Source organism: Streptomyces sp. NPDC091279, from assembly GCF_044757465.1.
Taxonomy (GTDB): domain Bacteria; phylum Actinomycetota; class Actinomycetes; order Streptomycetales; family Streptomycetaceae; genus Streptomyces.
Window position 1 is genome coordinate 82,466 of sequence record NZ_JBIVVA010000009.1, and the last position, 26,485, is coordinate 108,950.

A 26,485-nucleotide genomic window follows, 5' to 3' on the forward strand; every position below is an offset into this window, starting at 1 on the left:
CGCGCGACACAGTGTCCGGGGAGCTATATGTCCAGCGAATACGCCAAACAGCTCGGGGCCAAGCTTCGGGCCATCCGCACCCAGCAGGGCCTTTCCCTCCACGGAGTCGAGGAGAAGTCCCAGGGCCGCTGGAAGGCCGTCGTGGTCGGCTCGTACGAGCGTGGCGACCGTGCCGTGACCGTGCAGCGCCTCGCCGAGCTGGCGGACTTCTACGGCGTTCCGGTGCAGGAACTGCTGCCGGGTACCACCCCCGGCGGGGCCGCCGAGCCGCCGCCGAAGCTGGTCCTGGACCTGGAGCGGCTGGCGACCGTGCCGTCCGAGAAGGCCGGCCCGCTCCAGCGGTACGCGGCGACGATCCAGTCCCAGCGCGGCGACTACAACGGCAAGGTGCTGTCGATCCGCCAGGACGACCTGCGCACACTGGCCGTCATCTACGACCAGTCCCCCTCGCTCCTCACCGAGCAGCTGATCAGCTGGGGCGTGCTGAACGCGGACGCGCGGCGCGCCGTGGCCAGCCACGAGGAGGGCTGACCCGCTCCCCACTTGAGAAGAAACGTGCCACCGGGGTGGCCGGAACGTAACGGTTCCGGCCACCCCGGTGGCGTTGTGAGGCCCTGGTGGCGGATGCGGGGCCCCGGGGACGCGAGGAGCGCCTCATGGGCTGAGCGGGCGTTCTGAGGCGCCGGGGGCTGAAGGGCTCCCTGGGCTCCCTGGGACGTGGGTGACTGCGGGGCGGGGACTGGAGGGGCCGGAGCTTCGTGTGGCGCTGGAGGCGTCCAGGAGGCTCGTGCGGCGCCAGAAGTTCAGGGGGCGCCGGCGAGGGGCTGATGGGGAGCGTGGGGCCCCTTCCGGAGCCGGGTGCGGAGATGCCGGAGGGCCCGCAGCAGGGGTGGTGCGTTGCTGCGGGCCCTCCGGCGTCTTCGGCCGCCCGGTCGGCGCGGCGGCGGGGTGGTGCGCCTCTTATGCCTCGTCCCGGCGCAGCGAGGGCTTGAGTTCCTTGAAGCGGCCCAGCAGGCCGTTCACGAACGAGGGCGACTCGTCCGTGGAGAACTCCTTCGCCAGCTGCACCATCTCGTCGAGCACGACGGCGTCCGGGGTCTCGTCGACCCAGATCAGCTCGTACGCGCCCAGCCGCAGGATGTTGCGGTCCACGACCGGCATCCGGTCCAGCGTCCAGCCCACGGCGTACTGCGCGATCAGCTCGTCGATGTGCCGCGCGTGCTGCGCGTAGCCCTCGACGAGCTGCATCGTGTACTCGCTGACCGGTGGCTGCCGGGTGTCCTCCCGGGAGAGCCGAATCCAGTCGCCGAGGACCGTGAGGACATTGGTCGCGCGCTGGTCGCCCTCGAAGAGGATCTGGAAGGCGCGCTTGCGGGCCGTGTTGCGGGCAGCCACGGTTAGCTGTTCACCCGGCCGAGGTAGTCGCTCGTGCGGGTGTCGACCTTGATCTTCTCTCCGGTGGTGATGAAGAGCGGGACCTGGATCTGGTGACCGGTCTGGAGCTTGGCGGGCTTGGTGCCACCGGTGGAACGGTCGCCCTGGAGGCCCGGCTCGGTCTCCTGCACGACCAGCTCGACGGCGGCCGGCAGCTCGACGAAGAGCACCTCGCCCTCGTGCTGGGCGACGGTGGCCGTGAAGCCCTCGATCAGGAAGTTGGCGGCGTCGCCGACAGCCTTGCGGTCGACCATGAGCTGGTCGTAGGTCTCCATGTCCATGAAGACGAAGTACTCGCCGTCCATGTAGGAGAACTGCATGTCGCGCTTGTCGACAGTGGCCGTCTCGACCTTGACGCCGGCGTTGAACGTCTTGTCGACGACCTTGCCGGAAAGCACGTTCTTCAGCTTGGTGCGCACGAAGGCCGGGCCCTTGCCGGGCTTGACGTGCTGGAACTCGACGACGGACCAGAGCTGGCCTCCGTCGAGCTTGAGCACCAGGCCGTTCTTGAGGTCGTTCGTGGAAGCCACGGTTGCGGAATCTCCTGGACTGACGTGGACGACCACGGGGCGAGCGCGCAGCGCGAGGCTAGAGCGCGAGCAGCTCCTTGGTCGTGATGGTGAGTAGCTCGGGTCCGCCGTCCGCCTCGGGGCGGACGACGAGCGTGTCATCGATCCGGACGCCGCCCCGGCCCGGGAGGTGAACTCCCGGTTCGACGGTGACCGGCACGCAAGCGTCCAGTTTACCCATGGCCGCAGGGGCCAACTGCGGGTCCTCGTCGATTTCGAGTCCGACCCCGTGCCCCATGAGCGTCGGGAGGCCCTCCCGGTACCCGGCGGAGTCCAGGACCTGACGTGCCGCGCGGTCGACTTCGCGGTAGGCGGTACCGGGCGCGAGGGACTGCCGTCCGGCGCGCTGGGCGGCGAAGACCAGGTCGTACAGCTCGATCTGCCAGTCGGCGGGGGTCGTGCCGATCACGAAGGTCCGGCCGATCTCGCAGCGGTAGCCGCGGTAGGTGGCGCCCAGGCAGACCGAGAGGAAATCGCCCTCCTCCACGCGGCGGTCGGTGGGGCGGTGGGCTCGTCTGCCGGAGTTCGGTCCGGTCGCGACGGAGGTGGCGAAGGCGGGGCCGTCGGCGCCGTGGTCGACGAGGCGGCGTTCGAGTTCGAGGGCGAGGTGGCGTTCGGTGCGGCCGACGAGGATGGACTCCAGGAGTTCGCCCAACGCCTGGTCGGCGATCTCCGCGCCGATGCGGAGGCAGGAGATCTCCTCCTCGTCCTTGACGACCCTGAGCTGTTCGACGGCGCAGGCGAGGTCCGTGAGGCGCAGCGCCGGGGCGACCGAGCGGAGGGCGCGGTGGCGGGCGACGGTGAAGTGGTGTTCCTCGACGGCCATGGAGTCGGCGTGCTGCGCGAGTGCGAGGTCGGCGGCTGCGACGGCCGGGTCGCCGGCCGGGCCGGGGAGGATGTGCAGGCGCAGGGTGTCGTCGGGGCGGCCGTCGGTGGGGCGGTCCTCGGGAGGGCCGGTGCAGACGAGGATGTCCTCGCTCCGGCCCAGCAGCAGGACGGCGTCCTGGGGGGCGGCTCCGGCGAGGTAGCGCACGTTGGCGGGGCGGGTGACCAGGGTGGATTGGTTGCCTGCGGCCTGGCCGCGTTCCCTCAGTCGTGCCCGGCGGGCTGCGTAGACCTCTGACATGAGTCGAGCGTAGGAGGGGTGGGGGATTTGTGCCGGTTGGGGTGTCGTTCGGGGGACGAAGGGGGTGGCTTCGGTGGCGCGCCGGGTGCGGGTGACCGGTGGTGGGGGTACGGGGTGGGTGGTTCAGTGGTGTGCCGGGTGCGGGTGACCGGTGGTAGGGGTACGGGGTGGGTGGTTCGGTGGTGTGCCGGGTGCGGGTCGGTGGGGGCTGGTCGCGCAGTTCCCCGCGCCCCTTGGGTCGGGACAGTGGGCCTTGGTTACCGGCCCAGCCATCTGCGGGCCACACCGCCCGGGGCCCCGCTACCAGCTGGGTGGGCTGGCTATTGATCTGGTGAGGACGTCGTTGAGGATCTGGGCGGTCTGGGGGATGTCGAGTTGGGAGTTGTCGATGATGGGGAGGCCGGAGCCGTACCAGCCGGCCATGCGGCCGTGGATGCGGGCGACCTCCTCGTCGGTGAGGCGGCGATTGCCCGAGCGCTCCGCGTTGCGTTCGAGGACGATCTCCAGGCCGGGCAGCAGGACGACCGGGAGGAGCCCGGGGCCGACGTGCCGCTTCCAGCCGCCGAGGCCGACCACCGGGCGGTCCGGGAAGACGGCGTCGTCGAGGATGCAGGAGATGCCGTTGGCCAGGAAGTTGCGCGCGGCGAAGCCGCAGGTGCGGCGGGCCAGGCGGTACTGGGCCTCGGAGTGGTCGTTCCAGCCGGACTGGGGGTCGGCGAAGCCGGAGCGGACCCACTCGCGGACGTCGTCGAGGCTGATGTGGGCCGTGGGGACGCGGCGGTGGTCGGCCCAGTACTTGGCGACGCTCGTCTTGCCCGCTCCGGCGGGGCCGATGAGGAGGACGGCCAGCGTGGTCGTCGTCGGGTCCGGGGTGGACGGCGTCATCGTGCCGACGGCGGGCGTGGGCATCCCGACCGGGCCGCCCGGCGGCAACGGGACGTGGCCCGTGGTGTCCGGCGGTGCGGGGTGCTGCGGCGGGGGGTGCGGGGCGAAACCCGGGGCCGGGGGCGGTGGGGGTACCGGCGCCGAACCCAGGTGCGGGCCCGGGTGGGAGCCGGGGGGTTGAGGGCCGGGGCCCGGGTGGTGTGCGGCCGGGGACCAGCCCTCGGCCGGTCCGTGCCCCGGCTGATGGGGCGGCGGCAGCGGAGAACCCACTGCGTGCTGCATCCGGTGCCACTCCGTCTCGTACAGGCGATGGGCGCTGGCAGCGGGTGCGGACCCCGCTCGTCACCGAACGGTACCGCCCCCGGCCGTCGTTTGGTGAACGGCCGGGGGCGGTCCGAAGTGCCCACGGTCACAAGGCGAATCGGGCGGAAGGAGTACCGCGGTACTTACTGGCCCACTTCGCCGTACGCGGCGACGAGAACGGCGGGGTCGGGGCCCTCCAGGACGGTCGGCTTGGCGAGGCCGTCGAGGACGATGAAGCGCAGCAGATCGCCGCGCGACTTCTTGTCGACCCGCATGTTCTCCAGCAACTTGGGCCACTGGTCGTAGCGGTAGAAGAGCGGGAGTCCGACCGACTCCAGGATCGTGCGGTGCCGGTCGGCCGTCGCGTCGTCCAACCGGCCCGCCAGGCGCCCCAGTTCGGCGGCGAAGTGCATGCCGACCGAGACGGCCGCGCCGTGCCGCCACTGGTAGCGCTCGTTCTTCTCGATCGCATGGCCCAGCGTGTGGCCGTAGTTGAGGATCTCGCGCAGTCCGGCCTCCTTGAGGTCGGAGGAGACCACCTCGGCCTTGACCCGGATCGACCGCACGATCAACTCGGCCGTGTGCGGCCCCTGCGGGGTGCGGGCGGCCTGCGGGTCGGACTCGATCAGGTCGAGGATCTCCGGGTCGACGATGAAGCCGGCCTTGATGATCTCGGCGAGCCCGGAGACGTAGTCGTTGACCGGCAGGGAGTCCAGCGCGGCCAGGTCGCACAGGACGCCGGCCGGCGGGTGGAAGGAGCCGACCAGGTTCTTGCCCTCGGCGGTGTTGATGCCGGTCTTGCCGCCGACGGCCGCGTCCACCATGGCCAGCACGGTGGTCGGAACGGCGATCCAGCGCACCCCGCGCAGCCAGGTCGCCGCGACGAACCCGGCGAGGTCGGTGGTGGCCCCGCCGCCGACGCCCACGATGACGTCGGAGCGGGTGAAGCCGGACTGGCCGAGCGCCTTCCAGCAGTAGGCGGCGACCTCGGCGGTCTTGGCCTCCTCCGCGTTCGGCACCTGGATGGCGACCGCGTCGAAGCCCTGCTCGGCCAGGTCGGCGCGGAGCGCGTCGCCGGTGTCGGCGAGGGCCTCGGGGTGGATCACGGCGACCCGCTTGGCCTTCTTGCCGATCAACCCGGGCAGTTCGCCCAGGAGTTGACGGCCCACCAGCACCTCGTACGGGTCGCTGCCCGCCGCTGCGCCGACCTGGACCCGTGTCACCGACTCGCTCATGCTTCCTTCAACTCCAGTGCTTCCAGGGCGACTTGGGTGACCTCTTCGGGCGTGCGGCCGTCCGTCGCGACCACGACGGTGGCGACCTCCTCGTACAACTCGCGCCGCGCCTCCATCAGTTCGCGCCACTGCTTGCGCGGGTTGATGGCGAGCAGCGGGCGGGCCGCGTTGAGGCCGGTGCGCCGTACCGCCTCCTCGACGTTCATCGAGAGGTAGACGACCCGGTGGCCGGCGAGCAGCGCGCGGGTGTCGGCGTCGAGGATCGAGCCGCCGCCCAGCGCGAGGACGCCGTCGTGCGCGGCGAGCGCGTCCCGCACGGCCCGCTTCTCGATGGCGCGGAAGACGGGCTCGCCCTCGTCGACGAAGATCTCGGCGATGGCCCGGCCCTCGGCGGCGACGATGTCGTCGTCGGTGTCCCGGTAACCGACCCCGAGGCGCTCGGCGAGCAGCTGTCCGACGGTGGACTTGCCGACGCCCATGGGCCCCACCAGGACGACGGCGGGCACCGGGCTCATCGGATGGCCAGGTGGTCGAGGTAGGAGCGCACGTTGCGGCGGGTCTCGGGCACGCTGTCGCCGCCGAACTTCTCGGCGACGGCGTCCGCGAGGACGAGCGCGACCATGGCCTCGGCGACGATGCCGGCGGCCGGCACCGCACAGACGTCGGAGCGCTGGTGGTGGGCCTGGGTGGCCTCGCCGGTGACGACGTCGATGGTCTGGAGGGCGCGCGGCACGGTCGCGATGGGCTTCATCGCGGCCCGCACGCGCAGCAGTTCGCCGGTGGTGAGACCGCCCTCGGTGCCGCCGGAGCGGCCGGTGGAGCGCCGGATGCCGTCCGGTGTGGAGACGATCTCGTCGTGCGCCTTCGAGCCCGGCACGCGCGCGAGGTCGAAGCCGTCGCCGACCTCGACGCCCTTGATCGCCTGGATGCCCATGAGGGCGGCGGCGAGCCGGGCGTCCAGACGGCGGTCCCAGTGGACGTGCGAGCCGAGGCCGACCGGCACGTCGTAGGCGAGGACCTCGACGACCCCGCCGAGCGTGTCGCCGTCCTTGTGGGCCTGGTCGATCTCCGCGACCATCGCCTTCGACGCGTCGGCGTCCAGGCAGCGCACGGGGTCGGCGTCCAGCTTCTCGACGTCGGCCGGGGTCGGGTAGACGCCGTAGGGCGCCTTGGCCGCGGCCAGCTCGACGACATGGCTGACGATCTCGATGCCGGCCGTCTCCTTGAGGTAGGAGCGGGCGACGGCGCCGAGGGCGACGCGGGCCGCGGTCTCCCGGGCGGAGGCGCGCTCCAGGATCGGGCGGGCCTCGTCGAAGCCGTACTTCTGCATGCCGGCGAGGTCGGCGTGGCCGGGGCGGGGGCGGGTCAGCGGGGCGTTACGGGCCAGCCCCGCGAGGATCTCGGGGTCGACCGGGTCGGCCGACATGACCTGGTCCCACTTGGGCCACTCGGTGTTGCCGACCATGACGGCGATCGGCGAGCCGAGGGTGAGACCGTGCCGGACGCCTCCGAGGAAGGTGACCTCGTCGCGCTCGAACTTCATCCGGGCGCCGCGTCCATAACCGAGCCGGCGCCGGGCCAGGTGGTCCCCCACCATCTCCGTGGTGATCGGTACACCGGCGGGAAGGCCCTCCAGCGTCGCCACGAGTGCGGGGCCGTGGGACTCCCCCGCCGTCAGCCAGCGCAACCTGCTCAACGGTGCTCCTCCATGCTCGCGCCCCGGTACTGCCCTGCGTACACGTCTCCTCGCGTACGTCGACGGCGCGACCTGGTGCGCGGCCCTGGCCCGCCACTCCCGATCCTCCCACGTCCGGGGGCATCTCCGGCCGCCGGTCCAGAAAACGGACACGGCACGGCACGACCGCCGCCGGAACGGGGAGCCGCTAGCGGGACGCCAGGGCGTGTTCGCCGGCCTTGCGCATCGCGTCGAGAGGGGCCGGGGCGCGGCCCGTCATCCGCTCGACCTGGAGCACCGCCTGGTGCACCAGCAGGTCGAGCCCGCCCACGACGGCCCCGCCGTACGCCGACCAGCGGGCCGCGAGTGCGGTGGGCCAGGGCTCGTAGAGGACGTCGAAGAGGGTGGCGGGGCGTTCGGGTACGGCGCCGGCGAGGGCGTCGGTGGCCCCGGCGGGCGTGGTGGCGATCACCAGCGGGGCGTGCAGGGCGTCGGCCGCGTCGGCCCAGTCGGCGGTGCGGACCTCGATGTCGAGGCGTTCGCCCCAGCGGCGCATCTCGGCGGCCCGGTCGGCGCTGCGGACGTAGGCGACGACCTCGCCGGTGCAGATCCGGGCCAGGGCGGCGAGGGCGGAGGAGGCGGTGGCGCCGGCGCCGAGGATCGCCGCCGAGTCGACCTGGTCGATGCCGCGCTCACGCAGGGCGGCGACGATGCCGGGGATGTCGGTGTTGTCACCGACGCGGCGGCCGTCGCCGGTGACGACGAGGGTGTTGACGGCCTCGACGGAGGCCGCGGTGTCGCTGATCTCGTCGAGCAGCGGGATGACGGCCCGCTTCAGCGGCATGGTCAGCGACAGACCGGCCCACTCGGGGCCGAGCCCGTCGACGAAGCCGGGCAGCGCGGCCTCGTCGACCTCGAACTGGTCGTACGACCAGTCGGTCAGCCCCAGTGCCGCGTAGGCGGCGCGGTGCAGCACCGGGGAGAGCGAGTGGGCGATCGGCGAGCCGAGTACGGCGGCCCGACGGGCGTCAACGGCCCGAGCTTGCATCGAACTTGTCCTTGAGCTGCTGGAATTCGGCATAGGTCCGGGCGAATTCGGTCTCGTTCTTGCCGTCGGTCGCCACGAAGTAGATCCAGCCGTCCTCGGTCGGGTTCAGCGCCGCCTTGAGAGCGTCGTCGCCGGGGTTTCCGATCGGTCCGGGCGGCAGGCCCTTATTGGTGTAGGTGTTGTACGGGTCCTTGTTGCTGTTGATCTCCGAGGCGCTGATGTGGATGTTGCTCTCGTTCTTCAGGTAGTTGAAGGTCGAGTCGAACTGGAGCAGCTGGTTGGTCTCCGTGTTGGTGGGCTTGAGGCGGTTGTAGATCACCTCGGCCATCTTTCGGAAGTCGTCGTCGGTCTTGCCTTCGGCCTGGACCAGGCTCGCGACCGTGACCAGCTCCAACGGGTTCTTCAGATCGAGGGATTCGGCCTTCGCGGCGAGGTCGTACTTGCCGTACGCGGTGGTGGCGCGGCTGACCATCGACTTCAGGACGGATTCCGGCTTCATGCCCTTCGCGGCCGGATAGGTACCCGGGTAGAGGAAGCCCTCCAGCGGGTCCTTGATCTGTTTGTTGGAGTTCGCCCAGCTGGGCAGTCCGAGGGTCTTGTATTCCTTCTCGGCGACTTTTCTGGTCGTTCCCGAGGAGAGTTCGAGTTTCGCGTCGATGGCCTTGTAGACGGCAATGTTGCGCTGTCCCGGTTTGACCATGACGTTGTTCTGGCTCTTCTTGTCCAACATCATCTCGACGGCGCTGGCGGCGGACATCTGCTTCTTCAGCAGATAAGCGCCGGCCTGAATGCGTTTGCCCCCGGGATTCTGCTGCTGGGCGGCGACGAAGGCGTCGACGCTCTTGACGACTCCGGCCTCCTTGAGCCGTCTGCCGATGTCGTAGCCGCCGGCGCCCTCGGGGATCTGGACGATCACCGTCCCGCCGCTGCCGTCCCCGGCGTAGTCCGGAGCCGTGCCGAAACGGTTTTGGTAGAACTGGTAGCCGAAGTAGCCGACCCCGCCGATGCCGCCGCCGAACACCAGCACGACCACCAGGCAGGCACAGCCGCTGCGGGTCTTCTTGTCCTTGCCGCCACGCCCCCGCCGCTCGCCGCGTCCGCGTCGGCTCTCGGCCTCCGCCTCGACCTCGTCCTCGCCGCCACCGGCCGCGAAGAAGGCGTGTTCGCCCTGGTCGGGCCCCGGGTCCCAGTCGACCCGGGGTTCGGGTTCGGGGCTGCGACGGCTCGGCGGCTCGGGGGGCGGGTAGGCGTCGGGCGAGTGGTAGAAGTCGGGCTGCTCGCCGCCGTACCCGGCGCCCTGCTGACCGTAGGGGTCGGTGGGGTCGGGGTACGGGGCGTACGTCTGGGCGCCCGCCGTCCAGCCGCTGTTGTCGTAGGCCTGTTGGGTGGTGTGACCCGCGTAGTGCTGCTGGGTCTGATCACCGTACTGGGGCTGCTGACCGTACGGCTGTTCGTACTGCGGGTACTGCTGCTGGCCGTGCCCGGATGCTCCGCCGTCGCCCCAGTCGCCGTAGTGCGGCTGCTGCTCAGGATGGTGCTGCGGCTGGCCGCCGTAGGGGGACTGCTGGCCCACGTGCGCCTGCTGTCCTCCCCATCCGCCGTCCCCGAACAACGGGTCCTCGGGATGCCACGGTTCGGAGCCTGGGCCCCGGCCATAATCAGTCATCGATCCCCTAGAGCCGCGAGGCGGCGGTCACGCGGCTGGCGGGCCGGGTTCCGTTCCGTCTCTTGCTGTGCGGAGGTTGTTCGAAAACCAACGCATCGCGCGGAACGTTACCGTATCGCGATCAGATGACCACTTCGACGCCCTCGCCGGGTGCTTTACCTGACACCCGTTCGGATTCCAAGGCCTGCTGAAGGATGATCACGGCGGCTGCCTGGTCGATGACCGATCGGCCCTTCTTGGATTTCACCCCGGAGGCGCGCAGCCCCTGACTGGCCGTCACGGTCGTCATCCGCTCGTCCACCAGCCTGACCGGCACCGGCGCGATGCCTCGGGCCAGCTCCTGGACGAACGCGCGGACCTTGGCCGCAGCCGGTCCCTCGCCCCCTTTGAGGGAGCGCGGGAGACCGACGACGACCTCGATCGGCTCATACTCCTCGACCAGTTGACGCAGCCTGCGGTGGGCCGCCGGCACGTCCCGGCCGGGGACCGTCTCGACCGGTGTGGCGAGAATCCCGTCGGGGTCGCACGAGGCGACCCCGATCCGGGCGTCACCGACGTCGATCGCGAGCCGGCGGCCCCTGCGCATGCCGTCGGTCACTTGGCGGTGTCCGCCACGAGCCGCTCGACCGCGTCGACGGCCTCGCCGACGGCGGCCGGGTTCTGCCCGCCGCCCTGGGCGACATCCGGCTTGCCGCCGCCGCCACCACCGAGGGTCTTGGCCGCCGTACGCACCAACTCCCCTGCCTTCAGGCCGCGTTCACGGGCGGCCTCGTTGGTGGCGATGACGGTGAGGGGTTTGCCGTTGTTGACCGCGAACAGCGCAACGACGGCGGCCCGGCCGCCCTGGATACGGCCCCGCACGTCGAGCACCAGCTTGCGCAGGTCGTCCGGGTTGGTGCCGTCCGGGACCTGGCCGGTGACGACGGCCACGCCGTGCACGTCCTTGGCGGAGTCGACGAGCCCGCCGGCGGCCTGGAGCACCTTCTCGGCGCGGAACTTCTCGATCTCCTTCTCGGCGTCCTTCAGCTTGCCGAGCATCGCGGAGACCTTCTCCGGCAGCTCCTCGGGGCGGCCCTTGACCAACTCCTGGAGCTGGGCGACGACCGTGTGCTCGCGGGCCAGGAACTGGTAGGCGTCGACGCCGACGAGGGCCTCGATGCGGCGCACGCCGGAGCCGATGGAGGACTCGCCGAGCAGCTTCACCAGGCCCAGCTGGGCGGTGTTGTGCACATGGGTGCCGCCGCACAGCTCCTTGGAGAAGTCGCCGATGGTCACCACCCGGACCCGCTCGCCGTACTTCTCGCCGAACTCGGCGATGGCGCCCTGCTTCTTGGCCTCGTCGATGCCCATGACCTCGGCGCTCACGTCGAGATCCCGCGCGAGCACCTCGTTGATCTGCTGCTCGACGTCGGCCATCACGGCCGTCGGCACGGCGGCGGGCGATCCGAAGTCGAAGCGGAACCGGCCCGGCTGGTTCTCGGAACCGGCCTGCGCGGCCGTCGGTCCGAGGGCGTCGCGCAGGGCCTGGTGGGTGAGGTGGGTGGCGGAGTGGGCGCGGGCGATGGCCTTGCGGCGCCGGCCGTCGATGGCGGCCTGCGCCTTGGCTCCGACAGTGACCTCGCCGACCTGGACGACGCCCTTGTGGACGTAGACGCCCGGGACCGGCTTCTGGGTGTCGCGGATCTCGATGACGGCACCGGAGTCGACCCTGATCCGGCCGGTGTCGCCGATCTGACCGCCGCCCTCGGCGTAGAACGGGGTGCGGTCGAGAACGATCTCGACCTCGTCGCCCTCGGTGGCGGCCGGGGAGGAGACGCCGTCGACGAGGATGCCGACGATCGTCGTCTCGCCCTCGGTGTCGCCGTAGCCGATGAACTCGGTGGCTCCGGCGGCGTCGGCGATCTCGCGGTAGGCGCCGAGGTCGGCGTGGCCGGTCTTCTTGGCGCGGGCGTCCGCCTTGGCGCGCTCGCGCTGCTCCTTCATCAGACGCCGGAAGCCGTCCTCGTCCACGGACAGGCCCTGTTCGGCGGCCATCTCCAGGGTGAGGTCGATCGGGAAGCCCCAGGTGTCGTGGAGCAGGAACGCCTTGTCGCCGGCGAGGACGGTGCCGCCCGCGGTCTTGGTGTCGGTGACGGCGGTGTCGAGGATGTTGGTGCCGGCCTTGAGCGTCTTGAGGAAGGCGTTCTCCTCGGCGACGGCGACCTTCTCGATGCGCTCGCGGTCGGTGACCAGCTCCGGGTACTGCTGGCCCATCATGCGGATGACGACGTCGATCAGGTCCTTGACGACCGGTCCGGTGGCGCCGAGCAGACGCATGTTGCGGATGGCGCGGCGCATGATGCGGCGCAGCACATAGCCGCGGCCCTCGTTGCCCGGGGTGACGCCGTCGCCGATGAGCATCACCGAGGTGCGCATGTGGTCGGTGACCACGCGCAGGGAGACGTCGGAGGCGTGGGCGTCGCCGTACGCGACACCGGTCAGCTCGGTGGCCTTCTCGATGACGGCCATGGAGGTGTCGATCTCGTACATGTTCTGCACGTCTTGCAGGATCATGGCGAGACGTTCCAGACCGAGGCCGGTGTCGATGTTCTTGCTGGGGAGGTCCCCGAGGATCTCGAAGTCCTCCTTGCCGGTGCCCTCGCCCCGCTCGTACTGCATGAAGACGAGGTTCCAGATCTCCACGTACCGCTCGTCGTTGACGGCGGGGCCGCCCTCGACGCCGAACTCGGGGCCGCGGTCGTAGTTGATCTCGGAGCAGGGTCCGCAGGGGCCGGGGACGCCCATCGACCAGTAGTTGTCCTTCTTGCCCAGGCGCTGGATGCGCTCGGCCGGGACGCCGACCTTGTCGCGCCAGATGGTCTCGGCCTCGTCGTCGTCGAGGTAGACCGTGACCCACAGCCGCTCCGGGTCGAGCCCGTAACCACCCTTGTCCTGGGGCGCGGTGAGCAGCTCCCAGGCGTAGGTGATGGCGCCTTCCTTGAAGTAGTCACCGAAGGAGAAGTTGCCGCACATCTGGAAGAAGGTGCCGTGCCGGGTGGTCTTGCCGACCTCCTCGATGTCCGGCGTGCGCACGCACTTCTGCACGCTGGTGGCGCGCGTGAAGGGCGGCTTGACCTCACCCAGGAAGTACGGCTTGAACGGCACCATGCCGGCCGGGACGAGGAGCAGAGTCGGGTCGTCCGCGATGAGCGACGCCGAAGGGACGACGGTGTGACCGCGCTCCTCGAAGAAGCTCAGCCAGCGGCGGCGGATCTCTGCCGACTCCATCAGTGGTCCTCATTCCGGTTGTGCGAGTGGTCGGTGTTCGTCGGCCGGGGGTACGTCGTGGCTTCGAGGTACTTCGGCCGGTTGTTCTCGACGGCGAAGTGCCGTCGGGGCGCGGGGAGTTCGGGGTCGGCGTCGATGCCGAGGGCGTCGGTCAGCTCGGCCTCGCGCCGGGCCATGTTGTCGCGTACGTCGACGGCGAAGCCGACCGCGCGGTCCTTGAGCCGGTGGCCCGCGTCGAGCGCCTTGTTGGCCGCGGTCGCGGCGAGACTCTCGGGGGTCAGCTGCTTGAGCTTGCGGTTGACCTTGGTGGTGGCCCAGACACCGGCGGCGACGCCCGTGCCGAACCAGAACGTACGGCGGAACATCGGTTCAGTCCTTCTTCCCGCGGTTGTTCCGCTTGCTGCGCCGCGCGCTGGAGAGGGTGCGGCCGACGATCACGGTGCGCCGGGTGGCCTTGGCGGGTTCGTCGTCGCGGCGGGCGCCGAGGGCCCGGCGGACGCCGTATCCGAAGGCCGCGACCTTGACCAGCGGGCCGCCGAAGGTGGAGGCGACGGTGGAGGAGAGCGCGGACGCGTTCGACGTGACTTCCTGGACGTCGGAGGCGATGGAGTCGACCCGGTCGATCTGGGTCTGCGCGGACCGCACCGCCGCCGAGGCGTCCGCGAGCAGCGGCACCGCCTGGTCGGTCACGTCCGCCACCAGCTTGGTGGTCGCCCTGAGCGTCTGGGCCACCCTCGCCAGCGCGACGGCGAGGAAGGAGACCAGGATCGCCCAGAAGACGGCCACCAGAAGGCCGGCCACCTCTCCACCGGTCACCGTGCGCACCCGCTCCCTGAAACGTCTCGGGACATCGAAAGTCGTGGAGCCGAGCCTATCGCGCCGGGGACAGCCCTCCGTACCGGATAAATCCCCGGCCGGCGCGGGCGATACGTGTGGGTGCGCCCGGAACGCACGAACCCGCCGCCTCCGGTGCCCGAGAGGGCTGGGGAGGCGGCGGGCCGGGGTGGTGCTACGGCCTGCCGGTGATCAGCGGGCGTAGTACTCGACGACGAGCTGCTCGTCGCAGATCACCGGGATCTCCTTGCGGTTCGGCTCGCGGTCCAGGCGGAACGCCAGGGCGCCGAGGTTCACCTGGAGGTAGCGCGGGGTCTCACCGTCGGGGGCGAAGCCACCGGCGCGGGACACCTCGAACAGCGTCTTGCTGCGGCTGCGCTCGCGGACCATCACGACGTCGTCGGGACGGACACGGAACGACGGCTTGTCGACCTTCTGGCCGTTGACCTCGATGTGGCCGTGCACGACCATCTGACGGGCCTGGTAGATGGTGCGGGCGATGCCCGAACGCAGGACCAGGGCGTCGAGGCGGCGCTCCAGCTCGATGATCAGGGCCTCACCGGTCTTGCCCTGGACCTTGGAGGCACGCTCGTAGGCGCGGACGAGCTGACGCTCGGACACGTCGTACTGCGCGCGCAGACGCTGCTTCTCCAGCAGACGGACCTTGTAGTCCGAGTTCTGCTTGCGGCCACGGCCGTGCTCGCCCGGCGGGTAGGGGCGCGCCTCGAAGTACTTGACGGCCTTCGGGGTGAGCGCGATGCCGAGGGCACGCGACTTCTTGACCTTGGGGCGGGACTGATTCGCCACTGTCTCTCATTTCCTGTGTTCGGCTTGCCAGGGTTGAGGGAGGTCGCATCCGCAGCCGGGGAAACCCGTCAGGTCCGCTCGGGACCTGTCAGGCAGCCGCTCCCCTGATCTGGGCACATACGTGCAGCACACGAGTGGCCCACCGACCGTTTCCGGAATCCCGGAGGGTGGTGGGCTGCCCGCGACACCGATCGACGGTGCGCGACGCTCCTGGAGTCGGCCCACGAGGGACCGGTTCCGGCTGACTGTCCCGCTCTGACGGCGCGGGACGCAGCACTGGGGGAAGTCTACAGGCCGCTCAGGACCGCTTTCGACCGAGGTGCTTCCTGGTCCATTCGACGGCGTCCGCGTACCGCGCCTCGGCCCCGTGCCGGGTGGGCGTGTAGTAGGTGCGGTCCTTGAGGGCCTCCGGCGCGTACTGCTGCTCGGCGATGCCCTCCGGCAGGTCGTGCGGGTAGACGTACCCCTGGGCGTGACCGAGCTTGGCGGCGCCCTTGTAGTGGCCGTCGCGCAGATGCGGCGGCACCGGCCCCGCGTGCCCCTTGCGCACGTCCTCCATGGCGGCGCCGATCGCGGTCGTCGCCGCGTTGGACTTGGGGGCCAGGGCGAGGGCGATGGTGACGTGGCTGAGGGTGAGGGCCGCCTCCGGGAAGCCGATCATGGCGACAGCCTGGGCGGCGGCGACCGCGATCGGCAGGGCGTTCGGGTCGGCGAGGCCGATGTCCTCGCTGGCGGAGATCATCAGCCGCCGGGCGATGAAACGGGGGTCCTCACCGGCGTCGATCATGCGGGCGAGGTAGTGCAGGGCCGCGTCGACGTCGGAGCCTCGGATGGACTTGATGAGGGCGCTGGCGACGTCGTAGTGCTGGTCGCCGTCCCGGTCGTAGGCCACCGCCGCCCGGTCGACCGTCTCCTCCAGGGTGGTCAGCTCGATCTCCGCGTCGCCCTTGTCGAGGGCGGCGCCCGCGGCGGCCTCCAGGGCGGTCAGCGCGCGGCGGGCGTCACCGCCGGCGATGCGCAGGAGGTGGCTCTCGGTGTCCTCGGGGAGGGTGACGGCGCCGCCGAGGCCCCGTTCGTCGGCGAGGGCGCGGCGCAGCAGGGCGCGCAGGTCGTCGTCGGTGAGGGGTTCGAGGGTGAGCAGGAGGGAGCGGGAGAGCAGCGGGGAGATCACGGAGAAGTAGGGGTTCTCGGTGGTGGCCGCGATGAGGGTCACCCAGCGGTTCTCCACCGCGGGGAGCAGGGAGTCCTGCTGGGCCTTGCTGAAGCGGTGGATCTCGTCGAGGAAGAGGACGGTCTCCTTGCCGTAGCCGCCGGTGGCGCGGCGGGCGCCGTCGATGACCGCGCGGACCTCCTTGACGCCCGCGGTGATCGCCGACAGCTCGACGAAGCGCTTGTTGGTGGCCTTGGAGACGACGTACGCGAGGGTCGTCTTGCCGGTGCCGGGCGGGCCCCAGAGGATCACCGAGGACGGTCCCGCAGGGCCGCCGGAGCCCTCGCCGACCAGGCGGCGCAGGGGGGAGCCGGGTTTCAGCAGGTGCTGCTGGCCCACCACCTCGTCGAGGGTGCGCGGGCGCATCCGTACGGCCAGGGGGCTGCCTGCCGGGTCTCGCTCCTGGCGTTCTTCTGCGGCTGCGGTGAACAGGTCGGGCTCCACGTCATGAACCCTAGTTCACGGCACTGACAACGCCGTCGGTGCGGTGGGCGCGGTCAGCTGGTCCAGAAGTCCCACCAGCGGGTCAGGATCAGCATGCCGATGATGCCGATGTGCAGCACGGGCACGACCCAGGTGAACTCTCCGAAGAAGCTCTTGAGCCAGCGCGGGGCGGGCAGCAGGTCGTTGCGTACGTTGAACGACGTCACGTACCAGAACATGATGATCGTCGCGACCCAGGCCAGCGAGCACCACAGGCAGAGCGCGTTGATGCGGTACAGCGACTGGAACTGGAGCCAGGTGCAGAAGCCGACGCCGAAGAGCGTGCCGAAGTTGAAGGTGAGCCAGTACCAGCGCGGGAAGCGGGCGCGGGCCAGCAGGCTCATGCCGACGCAGATGACGATGCCGTAGGCGACCAGGCCGAGCATCGGGTTGGGGAAGCCGAAGGCGGCGGCCTGCTTGGACTCCATGACGCTGCCGCAGGAGACGACCGGGTTGAGGCTGCACCCCGGGGTGAACGTCGTGCCGGCGATCTTGGCTTCCAGCAGCTTGAACTTGTCGATGGTGATGACCCACGCGGCGAGCAGGCCGGCCGCGCCCGTGATCAGCAGCAGCACACCGAAGGCACGGCTGCCGGCCACCGTGCGCGGGCCGGCGGAGGCGCCGTCGGGCGCGGGCTCGGTGGAGGCGTCTTTCACTGTGGTCTTGCTCATCGGGCCGATTCCGCCTGCTTGAGAGTTGGACCTTCTTCGGGCTGGGGCCATTGTGCCGCACGGGGGGTGCCGTCCACCGTTCGTTGGACATAAGTAAGAGACTCCGCAACGGGCCGTCCCGCATGCCCCCGGGGCCAGAAGGCGCCCCGCACGAACCCCTCCCCGCCGGGTGAACCCACACCCACGACGTTGACGTTCCTCGCCCCCGCCGCCCTGACCCGTCCCATCCCGGGGGCTGCCGCCCCCAGACCCCGGCTTCGGCCTGAACGGCCTCGTCCTCAAGCGCCGGACGGGCTCACATCAGCCCCTCCGGCGTTTGAGGAGCGGGGGTCAGGGGGCGGAGCCCCTTGAGAACGTGTCTCGTCAGTGAGGCGGGATTTCAGTTCGGATACGAGTTCGTCGACGGGGATGGGGGTCTGGTCGCCGGACTCCATGTCCTTGAGCTGGACGACGCCCTCGGCGAGGTCGCGCTCACCGGCGACGACGGTGTAGCGGGCGCCGGACCGGTTGGCCGCCTTCATCGCCGCCTTGAGCCCCTTCGCGCCGTAGGAGAAGTCGGCCGCGACCCCGAGCTTGCGCAACTCGGTCACCTTGGTGAACAGGACCCGGCGGGCCTCTTCCCCGAGCGGGACCGCGAACACGCTGGTGGACGCGGGGAGTTCGAGGGTGATGCCCTCCGCCTCCAGGGCGAGGACCGTGCGGTCGACGCCCAGCGCCCAGCCCACGGACGGCAGCGCGGGCCCGCCGATCATCTCGGAGAGACCGTCGTAGCGGCCGCCGCCGCCCACCGCGGACTGCGAGCCGAGACCGTCGTGCACGAACTCGAACGTGGTCCGGGTGTAGTAGTCGAGGCCGCGCACCAGCTTGGCGTCGTCCTCGAAGGTGACGCCCTGCGCCAGCAGCAGTTCGCGCACCTCCTCGTGGTACGCCTTGCAGGCGTCGCACAGGTAGTCGCGCAGCAACGGGGCGTCGGTGAGCTGCTTCTGGACGTCCGGGCGCTTGTCGTCGAGGACCCGCAGCGGGTTGATGTCCGCGCGGCGCAGCGTCTCCTCGTCGAGGTCGAGACCGCGCAGGAAGTCCTGGAGGGCGGCCCGGTAGACCGGACGGCACTCCTTGTCGCCGAGGCTGTTGAGCAGGATGCGGAAGTTCCGCAGGCCCAGCGAGCGGTACGCCTGGTCGGCCAGGATGATCAGCTCGGCGTCGAGGGCCGGGTCCTCCGCGCCGATCGCCTCGGCGCCGACCTGCGAGAAGTGCCGGTAACGGCCCTTCTGCGGGCGCTCGTAGCGGTAGTAGGAGCCCGAGTACCAGAGCTTGACGGGGAGGTTGCCCGCCTTGTGCAGGTTGGCCTCAAGAGCGGCGCGCAGCACGGAGGCGGTGCCTTCGGGGCGCAGGGCGAGGCGGTCGCCGCCCTTGGTCTCGAAGGCGTACATCTCCTTGGTGACGATGTCGGTGGACTCACCGACCCCGCGTGCGAACAGTTCGACGTTCTCGAAGCCGGGGGTCTCGACGTAGCCGTAGCCGGAGTTGCGCAGCGGGGCGGAGATCGCCTCGCGGACCGCCAGGAACGTCGCGCTCTGCGGCGGGATCAGGTCGTACGTGCCCTTGGGGGCCTTGAAGGTGCTCACGGAAGGTCTCTCGTCACATTCCTCGTCGGGGAGCGTCCATGCTCCCTGGGCCGCCGGCGGCCACCTGCCGCAGATACGGGTTGGTGGCGCGCTCCTGGCCGATGGTCGTCTGGGGGCCGTGCCCGGAGAGCACCACGGTCGAGTCGTCGAGCGGCAGGCACACGCGGGCCAGCGAGTCGAGGATCTCGGCGTGGGAGCCGCCGGGCAGATCGGTGCGTCCGATGGAGCCGGCGAAGAGCAGATCCCCGGAGAAGAACACGGAGGGAATGTCCGCGCTCTGAGGCATCCGGAACGTCACCGACCCCTTGGTATGGCCGGGCGCGTGCGCGACGGAGAACTCCAGGCCCGCGAGGGTCAGCGCGGCGCCGTCGGTCAGCTCCTCGACGTCGGCCGGCTCCCCCACGGTCAGCTCGCCCATGAGCGGCATGCCGATGGAGCGGCCGAGCGCCTTCTCGGGGTCGCTCAGCATGTACCGGTCCTCGGGGTGAATCCAGGCCGGGACGTCGTGCGCGCCGCACACCGGGACGACCGAGGCGACGTGGTCGATGTGGCCGTGGGTGAGGACGACGGCGACGGGCTTGAGGCGGTGCTTCTTCAGCGCCTCCTCGACGCCCTCGGCGGCCTGGTGCCCGGGGTCGATGATCACGCACTCCTCACCGGCGGCGGGGGCGACGAGGTAACAGTTCGTCCCCCAGGCCCCGGCGGGAAACCCGGCAATGAGCACGATCGTCCTTCGTTGGGTCGATAACGGGCAGCCGGCGCGGCTGCAACTGCGGTCAGAGCCTACCGGCGCTGCCGTTTCCTCAGCGAACCCATATACGGTACGGGGCACACGCAGGCGGTCGGCACACGGGACGCACACGTCCCGGTCGGCGTTCGAGACGCATGAGGAGACAACCCGGTGGTCACCCAGGAACAGCGGAAGCGGCAGCTCGCCCGGGAGAAGTTCTTGCGGCAGCAGCAGCGGCGCACCGCAGCCCGGCGCAAGGCACGCATGCGGAACTCCGCGATCGCGTCGGTCCTCGGCGTGATCGTGATCGGCAGCGTGGCCCTGTACACGACGAACGCCTTCAAGAGCGACGACACGTCGAACGCGAGCGCGGACGTCACGCCCAGCGCGTCCGCGAGCAAGCCCGTGGACCCGTGCGAGAAGGCGGCCAAGGGCTCGGTCAAGAAGCTGACCTGGAAGAAGCAGCCGGCGCAGACCATCGACACGTCGGCGAAGTACACGATGAAGCTCGCCACGACCTGCGGTGACATAGACATCGCGCTGAAGCCGTCGGCGGCTCCGCACACGGTGAACTCGTTCGACTTCCTGGCCGGCAAGGGCTACTTCGACCACACGAAGTGCCACCGGCTGACGACCAACGGGATCTACGTGCTCCAGTGCGGCGACCCCACGGGCACCGGCAGCGGCGGCCCCGGCTACACGATCCCGGACGAGAACCTCAAGGACAAGAGCCTCAAGGGCAACGTCTATCCGGCGGGCACGGTCGCGATGGCGAACGCCGGCAAGAACACCGGTGGCAGCCAGTTCTTCCTCGTCTACCAGGACAGCCAGCTGTCGCCGAACTACACGCCGTTCGGCACGGTGTCGGCGTCCGGGCTGAAGGTGCTGAAGAAGATCGCCGCCGCCGGCGAGAACACCGGAGCGGGCGACGGAGCCCCGAACGCGACGGTCGTCATCAACAAGGCGACGGTCACGAAGTCCTGACGCACCCCGCCTGCGAGGTGCAGAATTTCGGTCGCGCGGGATGCGGACAGGCAACCCGCCGGTCGCCTATGTTGGCCGTGACGAAACTGTGGACGATGCCCGGGGGCGGCGAAGCCCACCGCAGGCATCATGTGGAGGAGGCGCTGTGAGCAGCGACCCGTGGGGCCGCGTCGACGAGACGGGGACCGTGTACGTGCGTACGGCCGAGGGCGAGCAGGTGGTTGGTTCCTGGCAGGCCGGCTCCCCCGAGGAGGCGCTGGCCTATTTCGAGCGCAAGTACGAGGGTCTGGTCGTCGAGATCGGCCTCCTGGAAAAGCGGGTGAAGACCACCGACCTGTCGTCGAAGGACGCCCACACCGCCATCGGTCATCTGCGTGAGCAGGTCGACGCGCATCACGCGGTCGGCGACCTGGCGGCGCTGAGCACCCGCCTGGACGCGCTGGTGGAGACGGTCGCGTCCCGGCGTGAGGAGCGCAAGCAGCAGCGCGCGAAGCAGTCCGACGAGGCGCGGGGCGCCAAGGAGGCGCTGGTCGTCGAGGCGGAGGAGCTGGCGCAGTCCGACCAGTGGCGGGCGGCCGGCGAACGGCTGCGGGCGCTGGTGGACACCTGGAAGGGGCTGCCGCGTCTGGACCGCAAGTCGGACGACGAGCTGTGGCACCGCTTCTCGCACGCCCGGTCGGCCTTCTCCAAGCGGCGCAAGGCGCACTTCGCGTCCCTGGACGCCCAGCGCGAGGACGCCCGCAAGGTGAAGGAGCGGCTGGTCGGCGAGGCCGAGGCGCTGTCCGGGTCGACGGACTGGGGTCCCACGGCCGCGCGCTACCGCGACCTGATGACGGAGTGGAAGGCGGCGGGCCGCGCCCAGCGCGAGCACGAGGACGACCTGTGGAACCGCTTCCGCGGCGCCCAGGACGTGTTCTTCGCCGCCCGCAGCTCGGTCTTCGCGGAGCGGGACGCCGAGCAGTCGGAGAACCTGAAGCTCAAGGAGGAGCTGGCCGAGGAGGCCGAGAAGATCCTCCCGATCACGGAGCTGAAGGCGGCCCGCGCGGCCTTCCGTTCGGTGAACGAGCGCTGGGAGGCCATCGGCCACGTCCCTCGGGACGCGCGTCCGAAGGTCGAGGGCCGGATGCACGCCGTCGAGCGGGCCATCCAGGAGGCCGAGGAGGCCGAGTGGCGCCGCACGAACCCGGAGGCGCGGGCGCGTGCCGAGGGTCTGACGGGTCAGCTCCAGGCTGCCGTGGACAAGCTGACGGGCCAGATCGAGCAGGCGCGGGCCCAGGGCAACACCGCCAAGGCCGACAAGCTGGAACGTGAGCTGGAGGGCCGTCGCGCCCTGCTGGACCAGGCGCTGAAGGGCCTGCACGAGTTCGGCGGCTGACGCCGGTCCCGGACGGCCGTACGAGGAGGGGCCCCGCACTTGGTGTGCGGGGCCCCTCCTCGTCGTTGCTGCGGCTGTCAGGTCTTGTTGCGGGCCGAGGTGACCCGGTAGACGTCGTAGACGCCCTCCACGCCTCTGACGGCCTTCAGGACGTGCCCGAGGTGTTTGGGGTCGCCCATCTCGAAGGTGAAGCGGGAGGTGGCGACGCGGTCCCGGGAGGTCTGCACGGCTGCGGAGAGGATGTTGACGTGCTGGTCGGACAGGACGCGGGTGACGTCCGACAGGAGCCGGGAGCGGTCGAGGGCCTCGACCTGGATGGCGACCAGGAAGACCGAGGACTGGGTGGGCGCCCACTCGACTTCGAGGATGCGCTCGGGCTCACGGGACAGCGAGTCGACGTTCACACAGTCGCTGCGGTGAACGGAGACGCCGCTGCCCCGGGTGACGAAGCCGATGATCGGGTCGCCTGGCACCGGGGTGCAGCAGCGGGCCAGCTTGACCCAGACGTCGTCGACGCCCTTGACGACGACGCCGGGGTCGGCGTTGGAGCGGCGTGTGCGACCGCGGTTGTGGGCCGGCGGGACCGACTCGTCGATCTCCTCGCTGGCCGCCTCCTCGCCGCCGAGCGCGGAGACCAGTTTCTGCACGATGTTCTGGGCGGAGAGGTGGCCCTCGCCGATCGCCGCGTACAGGGCGGAGATGTCGGAGTAGCGCATCTCGTGGGCGAGGGTGACCAGGGAGTCGCCGGTGAGGATGCGCTGGATCGGCAGGTTCTGCTTGCGCATCGCGCGGACGATGGCGTCCTTGCCCTGCTCGATCGCCTCGTCGCGGCGTTCCTTGGAGAACCAGGCCCGGATCTTGTTGCGGGCGCGCGGTGACTTGACGAAGCCGAGCCAGTCGCGGGAGGGGCCCGCGCCGGCCGCCTTGGAGGTGAAGACCTCCACCAGATCGCCGTTGTCGAGGGTCGATTCGAGCGGGACGAGGCGTCCGTTGACCCGTGCTCCTATCGTGCGGTGGCCGACCTCGGTGTGCACCGCGTACGCGAAGTCGACGGGGGTGGCGCCCGCCGGGAGCGCTATCACGTCGCCCTTGGGGGTGAAGACGAAGACCTCGTTGCGGGAGAGGTCGAAGCGCAGGGACTCCAGGAACTCGCTGGGGTCCTCGGTCTCCTTCTGCCAGTCCAGGAGCTGCCTGAGCCAGGCCATGTCGTTGATGGCGCCCTGGTCCTTGCCGGACGCCTTGGGGACGTCGGTGCGGACCTTGGAGGCGCCGGCCACGGCCTCCTGCTTGTACTTCCAGTGCGCGGCGATGCCGTACTCGGCGCGGCGGTGCATGTCGAAGGTGCGGATCTGCAACTCGACCGGCTTGCCGTTGGGCCCGATGACCGTCGTGTGCAGCGACTGGTACATGTTGAACTTGGGCATCGCGATGTAGTCCTTGAAACGCCCGGGAACGGGGTTCCAGCGTGCGTGGACGGTGCCCAGGGCCGCGTAGCAGTCGCGGACGGTGTCCACCAGGACGCGGATGCCGACCAGGTCGTAGATCTCCGCGAAGTCCCGGCCGCGGACGATCATCTTCTGGTAGACGCTGTAGTAGTGCTTGGGGCGCCCGGTGACGGCCGCCTTGATGCGGGCCGCGCGCAGGTCGGCCTGGACCTCGTCGGTCACTATGGCGAGGTATTCGTCGCGCTTGGGGGCGCGCTCGGCGACCAGGCGGACGATCTCGTCGTACATCTTGGGGTAGAGGATCGCGAAGGCGAGGTCCTCCAGCTCCCACTTGATGGTGTTCATGCCCAGGCGGTGGGCGAGCGGCGCGTAGATCTCCAGGGTCTCGCGCGCCTTCTTCTCCTGCTTCTCCCGCTTGAGGTAGCGCATGGTGCGCATGTTGTGCAGCCGGTCGGCGAGCTTGATGACCAGGACGCGCGGGTCCTTGGCCATGGCGACGACCATCTTGCGCACGGTCTCGGCCTGCGCGGCCTCGCCGAACTTGACCTTGTCCAGCTTGGTGACGCCGTCGACGAGCAGGGCGACCTGGTCACCGAAGTCGCGGCGGAGCTGGTCGAGGCCGTACTCGGTGTCCTCGACGGTGTCGTGCAGCAGGCCGGCCATCAGGGTGGCCGGGTCCATGCCCAGCTCGGCGAGGATGGTGGTGACGGCGAGCGGGTGCGTGATGTACGGGTCGCCGCTCTTGCGCTTCTGGCCCCGGTGCCAGCGTTCGGCGACCTGGTAGGCGTTCTCGATCTGGCGCAGGGTGGCCGACTCGGTCTTCGGGTCGTTGCTGCGCACTATCCGCAGCAGCGGCTCCAGCACCGGGTTGTACGGGTTGGCGCGCTGGCCGCCGAGGCGGGCCAGGCGGGCCCGGACGCGGTTGGAGGAGCCGGGGCGGGGTGGCTGGCCGCTGTTCGGGCGGACGGCGGGGGCCGGGTGCTCGGGCGGAGCCGGCTTGGGACGCGACTGCTCGGCCGACTTGTCGACCGGCGCGGACTGGGCGTGCTCGACCGGCCCGCCGCTGTCGTTCTTCACCGGCGGGGTGGTCGGCGCGGGCTTGGCCGCGGCTGCCGAGGTGGCCTCGGGCTTGGCGGCGGTCAGGTGCTGGGCCTCGTCTGGCAAGAGGACTCCTCGTGCGCGATCCGGGTCCCCGGTCAGGCTCCCGGAGACCCCATGGTAGCGAGCCCGCGCCCAAGCATCGCCTTCAGGCCACTGTGAGCACCGTCCACGCGAGAGACGGACGAGGCCGACGAGGGGTGCCGCAGGGGCGTCGGACGGGTGTATCGGGGGTGACGGGGAGGGCGCCCGGGCCCGGCAGGTGTCCTGCGGGGGCGCGGATTTCAGCCGTTCCGGTACGCGCGACGGCCGCCCCCGGTTCGGGGACGGCCGTCGTGGTGTGCGCTCGGTCAGAGCTGGAGGAGGGCCTCCAGGGGGGCGCCCTCCAGGGTGGGCTCCAGGCGGGACCGGCCGCCCAGGAAGCCCAGCTCCATCAGGACCGCGAGGCCGGCGACCTCGGCGCCCGCGCGGCGGATCAGCTGGAGGGAGGCCTCGGCGGTGCCGCCGGTGGCGAGGACGTCGTCGATGACCAGAACACGGTCCTCGGCGCTCAGGTCCTCGGCGTGCACCTCGATCTCGGCCGACCCGTACTCCAGGTCGTACCGCTGGCCGAGAGTCGCTCCCGGGAGCTTGCCGGCCTTGCGGACCGGGACGAAGCCGAGTCCGGCCCGGACGGCGACCGGGGCGCCGAGGATGAAGCCGCGGGCCTCCAGGCCGACGACCTTGGTGGCGCGGGTCTCCTCGGCGATCTCGGCCAGCGCGTCGGTGAGCGCGGTGAACGCCGCCGGGTCGGCCAGCAGCGGGGTGATGTCCTTGAACATCACGCCCGGCTGCGGGTAGTCCTGGACGTCGCGGATACGGCTGAGCAGAAGCTCCTGGATGTCGGTCATCGACGCTTCCCCGAGGGACGGCCGCGGCCACGGGCGCGGGAGGCGGGCTGGTTGCGCGGGCCGACGACCGCGGCGGCCGCGTCCTCCGGCTCGTCGTCGTACTCGTCGTCGTCGGCGTCGCTCTGCTCGGGGTCGAGCTGCTCGCCGTCGGCCGGGGACTGCGCGCGCTTGGCGAGGACCCGCTTCTTGAGGGCCTTCAGCGACGGCTCGCGCTCCTTGAGGTCGGCGACGAGCGGCGTGGCGATGAAGATCGACGAGTAGGCACCGGCCGCGAGGCCGACGAACAGCGACAGCGAGATGTCGTTGAGCATGCCGGCGCCGAGGACACCGCCGCCGATGAAGAGCAGGGCCGCCACCGGCAGCAGCGCGACCGCCGTGGTGTTGATCGACCGCATCAGGGTGGAGTTGATCGAACGGTTGGCGACGTCGCTGTAGGTCCAGCGGGTCTGCTTGGTGATGCCCTTCGTCTGCTCCTTGAGGCTGTCGAAGACGACGACCGTGTCGTAGAGCGAGTAACCGAGGATGGTCAGCAGACCGATCACCGTGCCCGGTGTGACCTCGAAGCCGACGAGGGCGTAGATGCCGACGGTGATGGTGATGTCGTGGATCAGCGCGACGAGCGCGGCGAGCGCCATCCGCCACTCGAAGGCGATCGCCAGATAGATCACCACCAGGACCATGAAGATCGCCAGGCCCTGCCAGGCCTTGTTGGCGACCTGGTCACCCCAACTGGGCCCGACCAGGTCCGCGTTGATGTTCTCCGCGTTGACCTTGAGGTCCTTGGCCAGCTGGTCCTTGATCGTGTCCGACTTGTCGGTGTCGATACCGGCGATCTGGATGCGCATGCTGCCGTCGCCGAGCTTCTGCACGATCGCGTCGTGGCCCGACGCCTCCTGTGCGAAGTCCTCGGTCTGGGTGACCGAGACGGTCATGTGCTTCGGGGTGGTGAAGACGGCACCGCCCTGGAACTCGATGCCCATGTTCAGGCCGCGCACCGTCAGGCCGAGGATGGCCGTGATGGTGATCAGGATGGAGACGCCGTACCAGAGCTTGCGGTTGCCGACGAAGTCGTAGCCGACCTCGCCGCGGTGCAGTCGGGCGCCGAGATTGCCGAGCTTGGACATC

General features: G+C 70.5%; 23 protein-coding genes and 1 pseudogene. 3 read left to right on the plus strand and 21 right to left on the minus strand.

Annotation, left to right across the window (positions count from 1 at the left end):
• The first annotated feature begins 27 nt into the window (after positions 1-27).
• On the plus strand, positions 28-531 hold the full coding sequence (bldD, locus tag ACIQOU_RS23000; RefSeq protein ID WP_401538679.1) for a transcriptional regulator BldD: 504 nt from the start codon (positions 28-30) through the stop codon (positions 529-531).
• Positions 532-960: 429 nt separating this feature from the next.
• Here bldD and nusB read toward each other — a convergent pair whose 3' ends face one another.
• The 18 genes and pseudogenes from nusB to ACIQOU_RS23090 all read right to left on the minus strand — a co-directional run bounded on the left by nusB (position 961) and on the right by ACIQOU_RS23090 (position 19,562).
• Entirely contained in the window at positions 961-1,395 is a 435-nt protein-coding gene (nusB, locus tag ACIQOU_RS23005; protein WP_401538680.1) for a transcription antitermination factor NusB, read from the minus strand.
• 2 nt (positions 1,396-1,397) lie between these two features.
• Complete coding sequence (efp, locus tag ACIQOU_RS23010) at positions 1,398-1,964, minus strand: elongation factor P (protein ID WP_401538681.1); 567 nt, start codon at positions 1,962-1,964, stop codon at positions 1,398-1,400.
• A gap of 58 nt (positions 1,965-2,022) precedes the next feature.
• Complete coding sequence (locus ACIQOU_RS23015) at positions 2,023-3,129, minus strand: M24 family metallopeptidase (RefSeq protein WP_401538682.1); 1,107 nt, start codon at positions 3,127-3,129, stop codon at positions 2,023-2,025.
• Positions 3,130-3,429: 300 nt separating this feature from the next.
• On the minus strand, positions 3,430-4,296 hold the full coding sequence (locus ACIQOU_RS23020) for a Pro-rich N-terminal domain-containing protein (RefSeq protein WP_401538683.1): 867 nt from the start codon (positions 4,294-4,296) through the stop codon (positions 3,430-3,432).
• A gap of 164 nt (positions 4,297-4,460) precedes the next feature.
• The gene (gene aroB / locus ACIQOU_RS23025) at positions 4,461-5,552 is read right to left on the minus strand and encodes a 3-dehydroquinate synthase (RefSeq protein ID WP_401538684.1); all 1,092 of its coding nucleotides are present in this window, start codon (positions 5,550-5,552) and stop codon (positions 4,461-4,463) included.
• Positions 5,549-6,067 carry a shikimate kinase gene (locus ACIQOU_RS23030; RefSeq protein ID WP_401538685.1) on the minus strand — a complete coding sequence of 173 codons (519 nt, stop codon included), beginning with the start codon at positions 6,065-6,067 and terminating at the stop codon, positions 5,549-5,551. Before ACIQOU_RS23030 ends, aroB begins: the two co-directional genes overlap by 4 nt.
• The gene (gene aroC, locus ACIQOU_RS23035) at positions 6,064-7,248 is read right to left on the minus strand and encodes a chorismate synthase (protein ID WP_401538686.1); all 1,185 of its coding nucleotides are present in this window, start codon (positions 7,246-7,248) and stop codon (positions 6,064-6,066) included. Before aroC ends, ACIQOU_RS23030 begins: the two co-directional genes overlap by 4 nt.
• Before the next feature lie 187 nt (positions 7,249-7,435).
• Positions 7,436-8,275, minus strand: a complete 840-nt coding sequence (locus tag ACIQOU_RS23040; RefSeq protein ID WP_401538687.1) for a shikimate dehydrogenase — start codon at positions 8,273-8,275, stop codon at positions 7,436-7,438.
• Complete coding sequence (mltG, locus tag ACIQOU_RS23045) at positions 8,256-9,941, minus strand: endolytic transglycosylase MltG (RefSeq protein ID WP_401538688.1); 1,686 nt, start codon at positions 9,939-9,941, stop codon at positions 8,256-8,258. The genes ACIQOU_RS23040 and mltG overlap by 20 nt, the downstream gene beginning before the upstream one ends.
• Positions 9,942-10,062: 121 nt before the next feature.
• Positions 10,063-10,527 carry a Holliday junction resolvase RuvX gene (gene ruvX / locus ACIQOU_RS23050; RefSeq protein WP_401539007.1) on the minus strand — a complete coding sequence of 155 codons (465 nt, stop codon included), beginning with the start codon at positions 10,525-10,527 and terminating at the stop codon, positions 10,063-10,065.
• A gap of 8 nt (positions 10,528-10,535) precedes the next feature.
• Positions 10,536-13,208, minus strand: a complete 2,673-nt coding sequence (gene alaS, locus ACIQOU_RS23055; protein ID WP_401538689.1) for an alanine--tRNA ligase — start codon at positions 13,206-13,208, stop codon at positions 10,536-10,538.
• Complete coding sequence (locus ACIQOU_RS23060; protein WP_401538690.1) at positions 13,208-13,573, minus strand: hypothetical protein; 366 nt, start codon at positions 13,571-13,573, stop codon at positions 13,208-13,210. Before ACIQOU_RS23060 ends, alaS begins: the two co-directional genes overlap by 1 nt.
• A 4-nt stretch (positions 13,574-13,577) precedes the next feature.
• Positions 13,578-14,024, minus strand: coding sequence for a DUF948 domain-containing protein (locus ACIQOU_RS23065; protein ID WP_401538691.1), 447 nt, complete (start codon positions 14,022-14,024; stop codon positions 13,578-13,580).
• A gap of 210 nt (positions 14,025-14,234) precedes the next feature.
• Positions 14,235-14,849 carry a 30S ribosomal protein S4 gene (gene rpsD, locus ACIQOU_RS23070; protein ID WP_153291663.1) on the minus strand — a complete coding sequence of 205 codons (615 nt, stop codon included), beginning with the start codon at positions 14,847-14,849 and terminating at the stop codon, positions 14,235-14,237.
• Positions 14,850-15,147: 298 nt separating this feature from the next.
• A complete protein-coding gene (locus ACIQOU_RS23075) occupies positions 15,148-16,503 on the minus strand; it encodes a replication-associated recombination protein A (RefSeq protein WP_401538692.1) in 1,356 nt (451 codons plus the stop codon).
• A 53-nt stretch (positions 16,504-16,556) separates the two neighbouring features.
• A complete protein-coding gene (locus tag ACIQOU_RS23080) occupies positions 16,557-17,213 on the minus strand; it encodes a vitamin K epoxide reductase family protein (protein ID WP_401538693.1) in 657 nt (218 codons plus the stop codon).
• A 368-nt stretch (positions 17,214-17,581) separates the two neighbouring features.
• Positions 17,582-18,838 (minus strand): annotated as a pseudogene (gene hisS, locus ACIQOU_RS23085) (histidine--tRNA ligase); the annotation flags it as partial.
• A 13-nt stretch (positions 18,839-18,851) separates the two neighbouring features.
• Entirely contained in the window at positions 18,852-19,562 is a 711-nt protein-coding gene (locus ACIQOU_RS23090; protein ID WP_401538694.1) for an MBL fold metallo-hydrolase, read from the minus strand.
• A 177-nt stretch (positions 19,563-19,739) separates the two neighbouring features.
• Here ACIQOU_RS23090 and ACIQOU_RS23095 point away from each other — a divergent pair, with 177 nt between their 5' ends.
• Positions 19,740-20,552 carry a peptidylprolyl isomerase gene (locus ACIQOU_RS23095; RefSeq protein WP_401538695.1) on the plus strand — a complete coding sequence of 271 codons (813 nt, stop codon included), beginning with the start codon at positions 19,740-19,742 and terminating at the stop codon, positions 20,550-20,552.
• 145 nt (positions 20,553-20,697) lie between these two features.
• The gene (locus tag ACIQOU_RS23100) at positions 20,698-21,927 is read left to right on the plus strand and encodes a DUF349 domain-containing protein (protein ID WP_401538696.1); all 1,230 of its coding nucleotides are present in this window, start codon (positions 20,698-20,700) and stop codon (positions 21,925-21,927) included.
• A gap of 77 nt (positions 21,928-22,004) precedes the next feature.
• Here ACIQOU_RS23100 and ACIQOU_RS23105 read toward each other — a convergent pair whose 3' ends face one another.
• The 3 genes from ACIQOU_RS23105 to secF all read right to left on the minus strand — a co-directional run bounded on the left by ACIQOU_RS23105 (position 22,005) and on the right by secF (position 26,484).
• The gene (locus tag ACIQOU_RS23105) at positions 22,005-24,536 is read right to left on the minus strand and encodes a RelA/SpoT family protein (RefSeq protein WP_401538697.1); all 2,532 of its coding nucleotides are present in this window, start codon (positions 24,534-24,536) and stop codon (positions 22,005-22,007) included.
• A 284-nt stretch (positions 24,537-24,820) separates the two neighbouring features.
• On the minus strand, positions 24,821-25,360 hold the full coding sequence (locus ACIQOU_RS23110) for an adenine phosphoribosyltransferase (RefSeq protein WP_401538698.1): 540 nt from the start codon (positions 25,358-25,360) through the stop codon (positions 24,821-24,823).
• Positions 25,357-26,484 carry a protein translocase subunit SecF gene (gene secF / locus ACIQOU_RS23115; protein ID WP_401538699.1) on the minus strand — a complete coding sequence of 376 codons (1,128 nt, stop codon included), beginning with the start codon at positions 26,482-26,484 and terminating at the stop codon, positions 25,357-25,359. Before secF ends, ACIQOU_RS23110 begins: the two co-directional genes overlap by 4 nt.
• Position 26,485: the final 1 nt, after the last annotated feature.

Bases quoted from the DNA above. Each gene is read 5' to 3' on its own strand.
- bldD (WP_401538679.1), top strand. From the start codon at position 28: ATGTCCAGCGAATACGCCAAACAGCTCGGGGCCAAGCTTCGGGCCATC.
- ACIQOU_RS23015 (WP_401538682.1), bottom strand. From the start codon at position 3,129: ATGTCAGAGGTCTACGCAGCCCGCCGGGCACGACTGAGGGAACGCGGC.
- ACIQOU_RS23020 (WP_401538683.1), bottom strand. From the start codon at position 4,296: ATGCAGCACGCAGTGGGTTCTCCGCTGCCGCCGCCCCATCAGCCGGGG.
- aroB (WP_401538684.1), bottom strand. From the start codon at position 5,552: ATGAGCGAGTCGGTGACACGGGTCCAGGTCGGCGCAGCGGCGGGCAGC.
- ACIQOU_RS23030 (WP_401538685.1), bottom strand. From the start codon at position 6,067: ATGAGCCCGGTGCCCGCCGTCGTCCTGGTGGGGCCCATGGGCGTCGGC.
- ACIQOU_RS23040 (WP_401538687.1), bottom strand. From the start codon at position 8,275: ATGCAAGCTCGGGCCGTTGACGCCCGTCGGGCCGCCGTACTCGGCTCG.
- mltG (WP_401538688.1), bottom strand. From the start codon at position 9,941: ATGACTGATTATGGCCGGGGCCCAGGCTCCGAACCGTGGCATCCCGAG.
- ruvX (WP_401539007.1), bottom strand. From the start codon at position 10,527: ATGCGCAGGGGCCGCCGGCTCGCGATCGACGTCGGTGACGCCCGGATC.
- alaS (WP_401538689.1), bottom strand. From the start codon at position 13,208: ATGGAGTCGGCAGAGATCCGCCGCCGCTGGCTGAGCTTCTTCGAGGAG.
- ACIQOU_RS23060 (WP_401538690.1), bottom strand. From the start codon at position 13,573: ATGTTCCGCCGTACGTTCTGGTTCGGCACGGGCGTCGCCGCCGGTGTC.
- ACIQOU_RS23080 (WP_401538693.1), bottom strand. From the start codon at position 17,213: ATGAGCAAGACCACAGTGAAAGACGCCTCCACCGAGCCCGCGCCCGAC.
- ACIQOU_RS23110 (WP_401538698.1), bottom strand. From the start codon at position 25,360: ATGACCGACATCCAGGAGCTTCTGCTCAGCCGTATCCGCGACGTCCAG.
- secF (WP_401538699.1), bottom strand. From the start codon at position 26,484: ATGTCCAAGCTCGGCAATCTCGGCGCCCGACTGCACCGCGGCGAGGTC.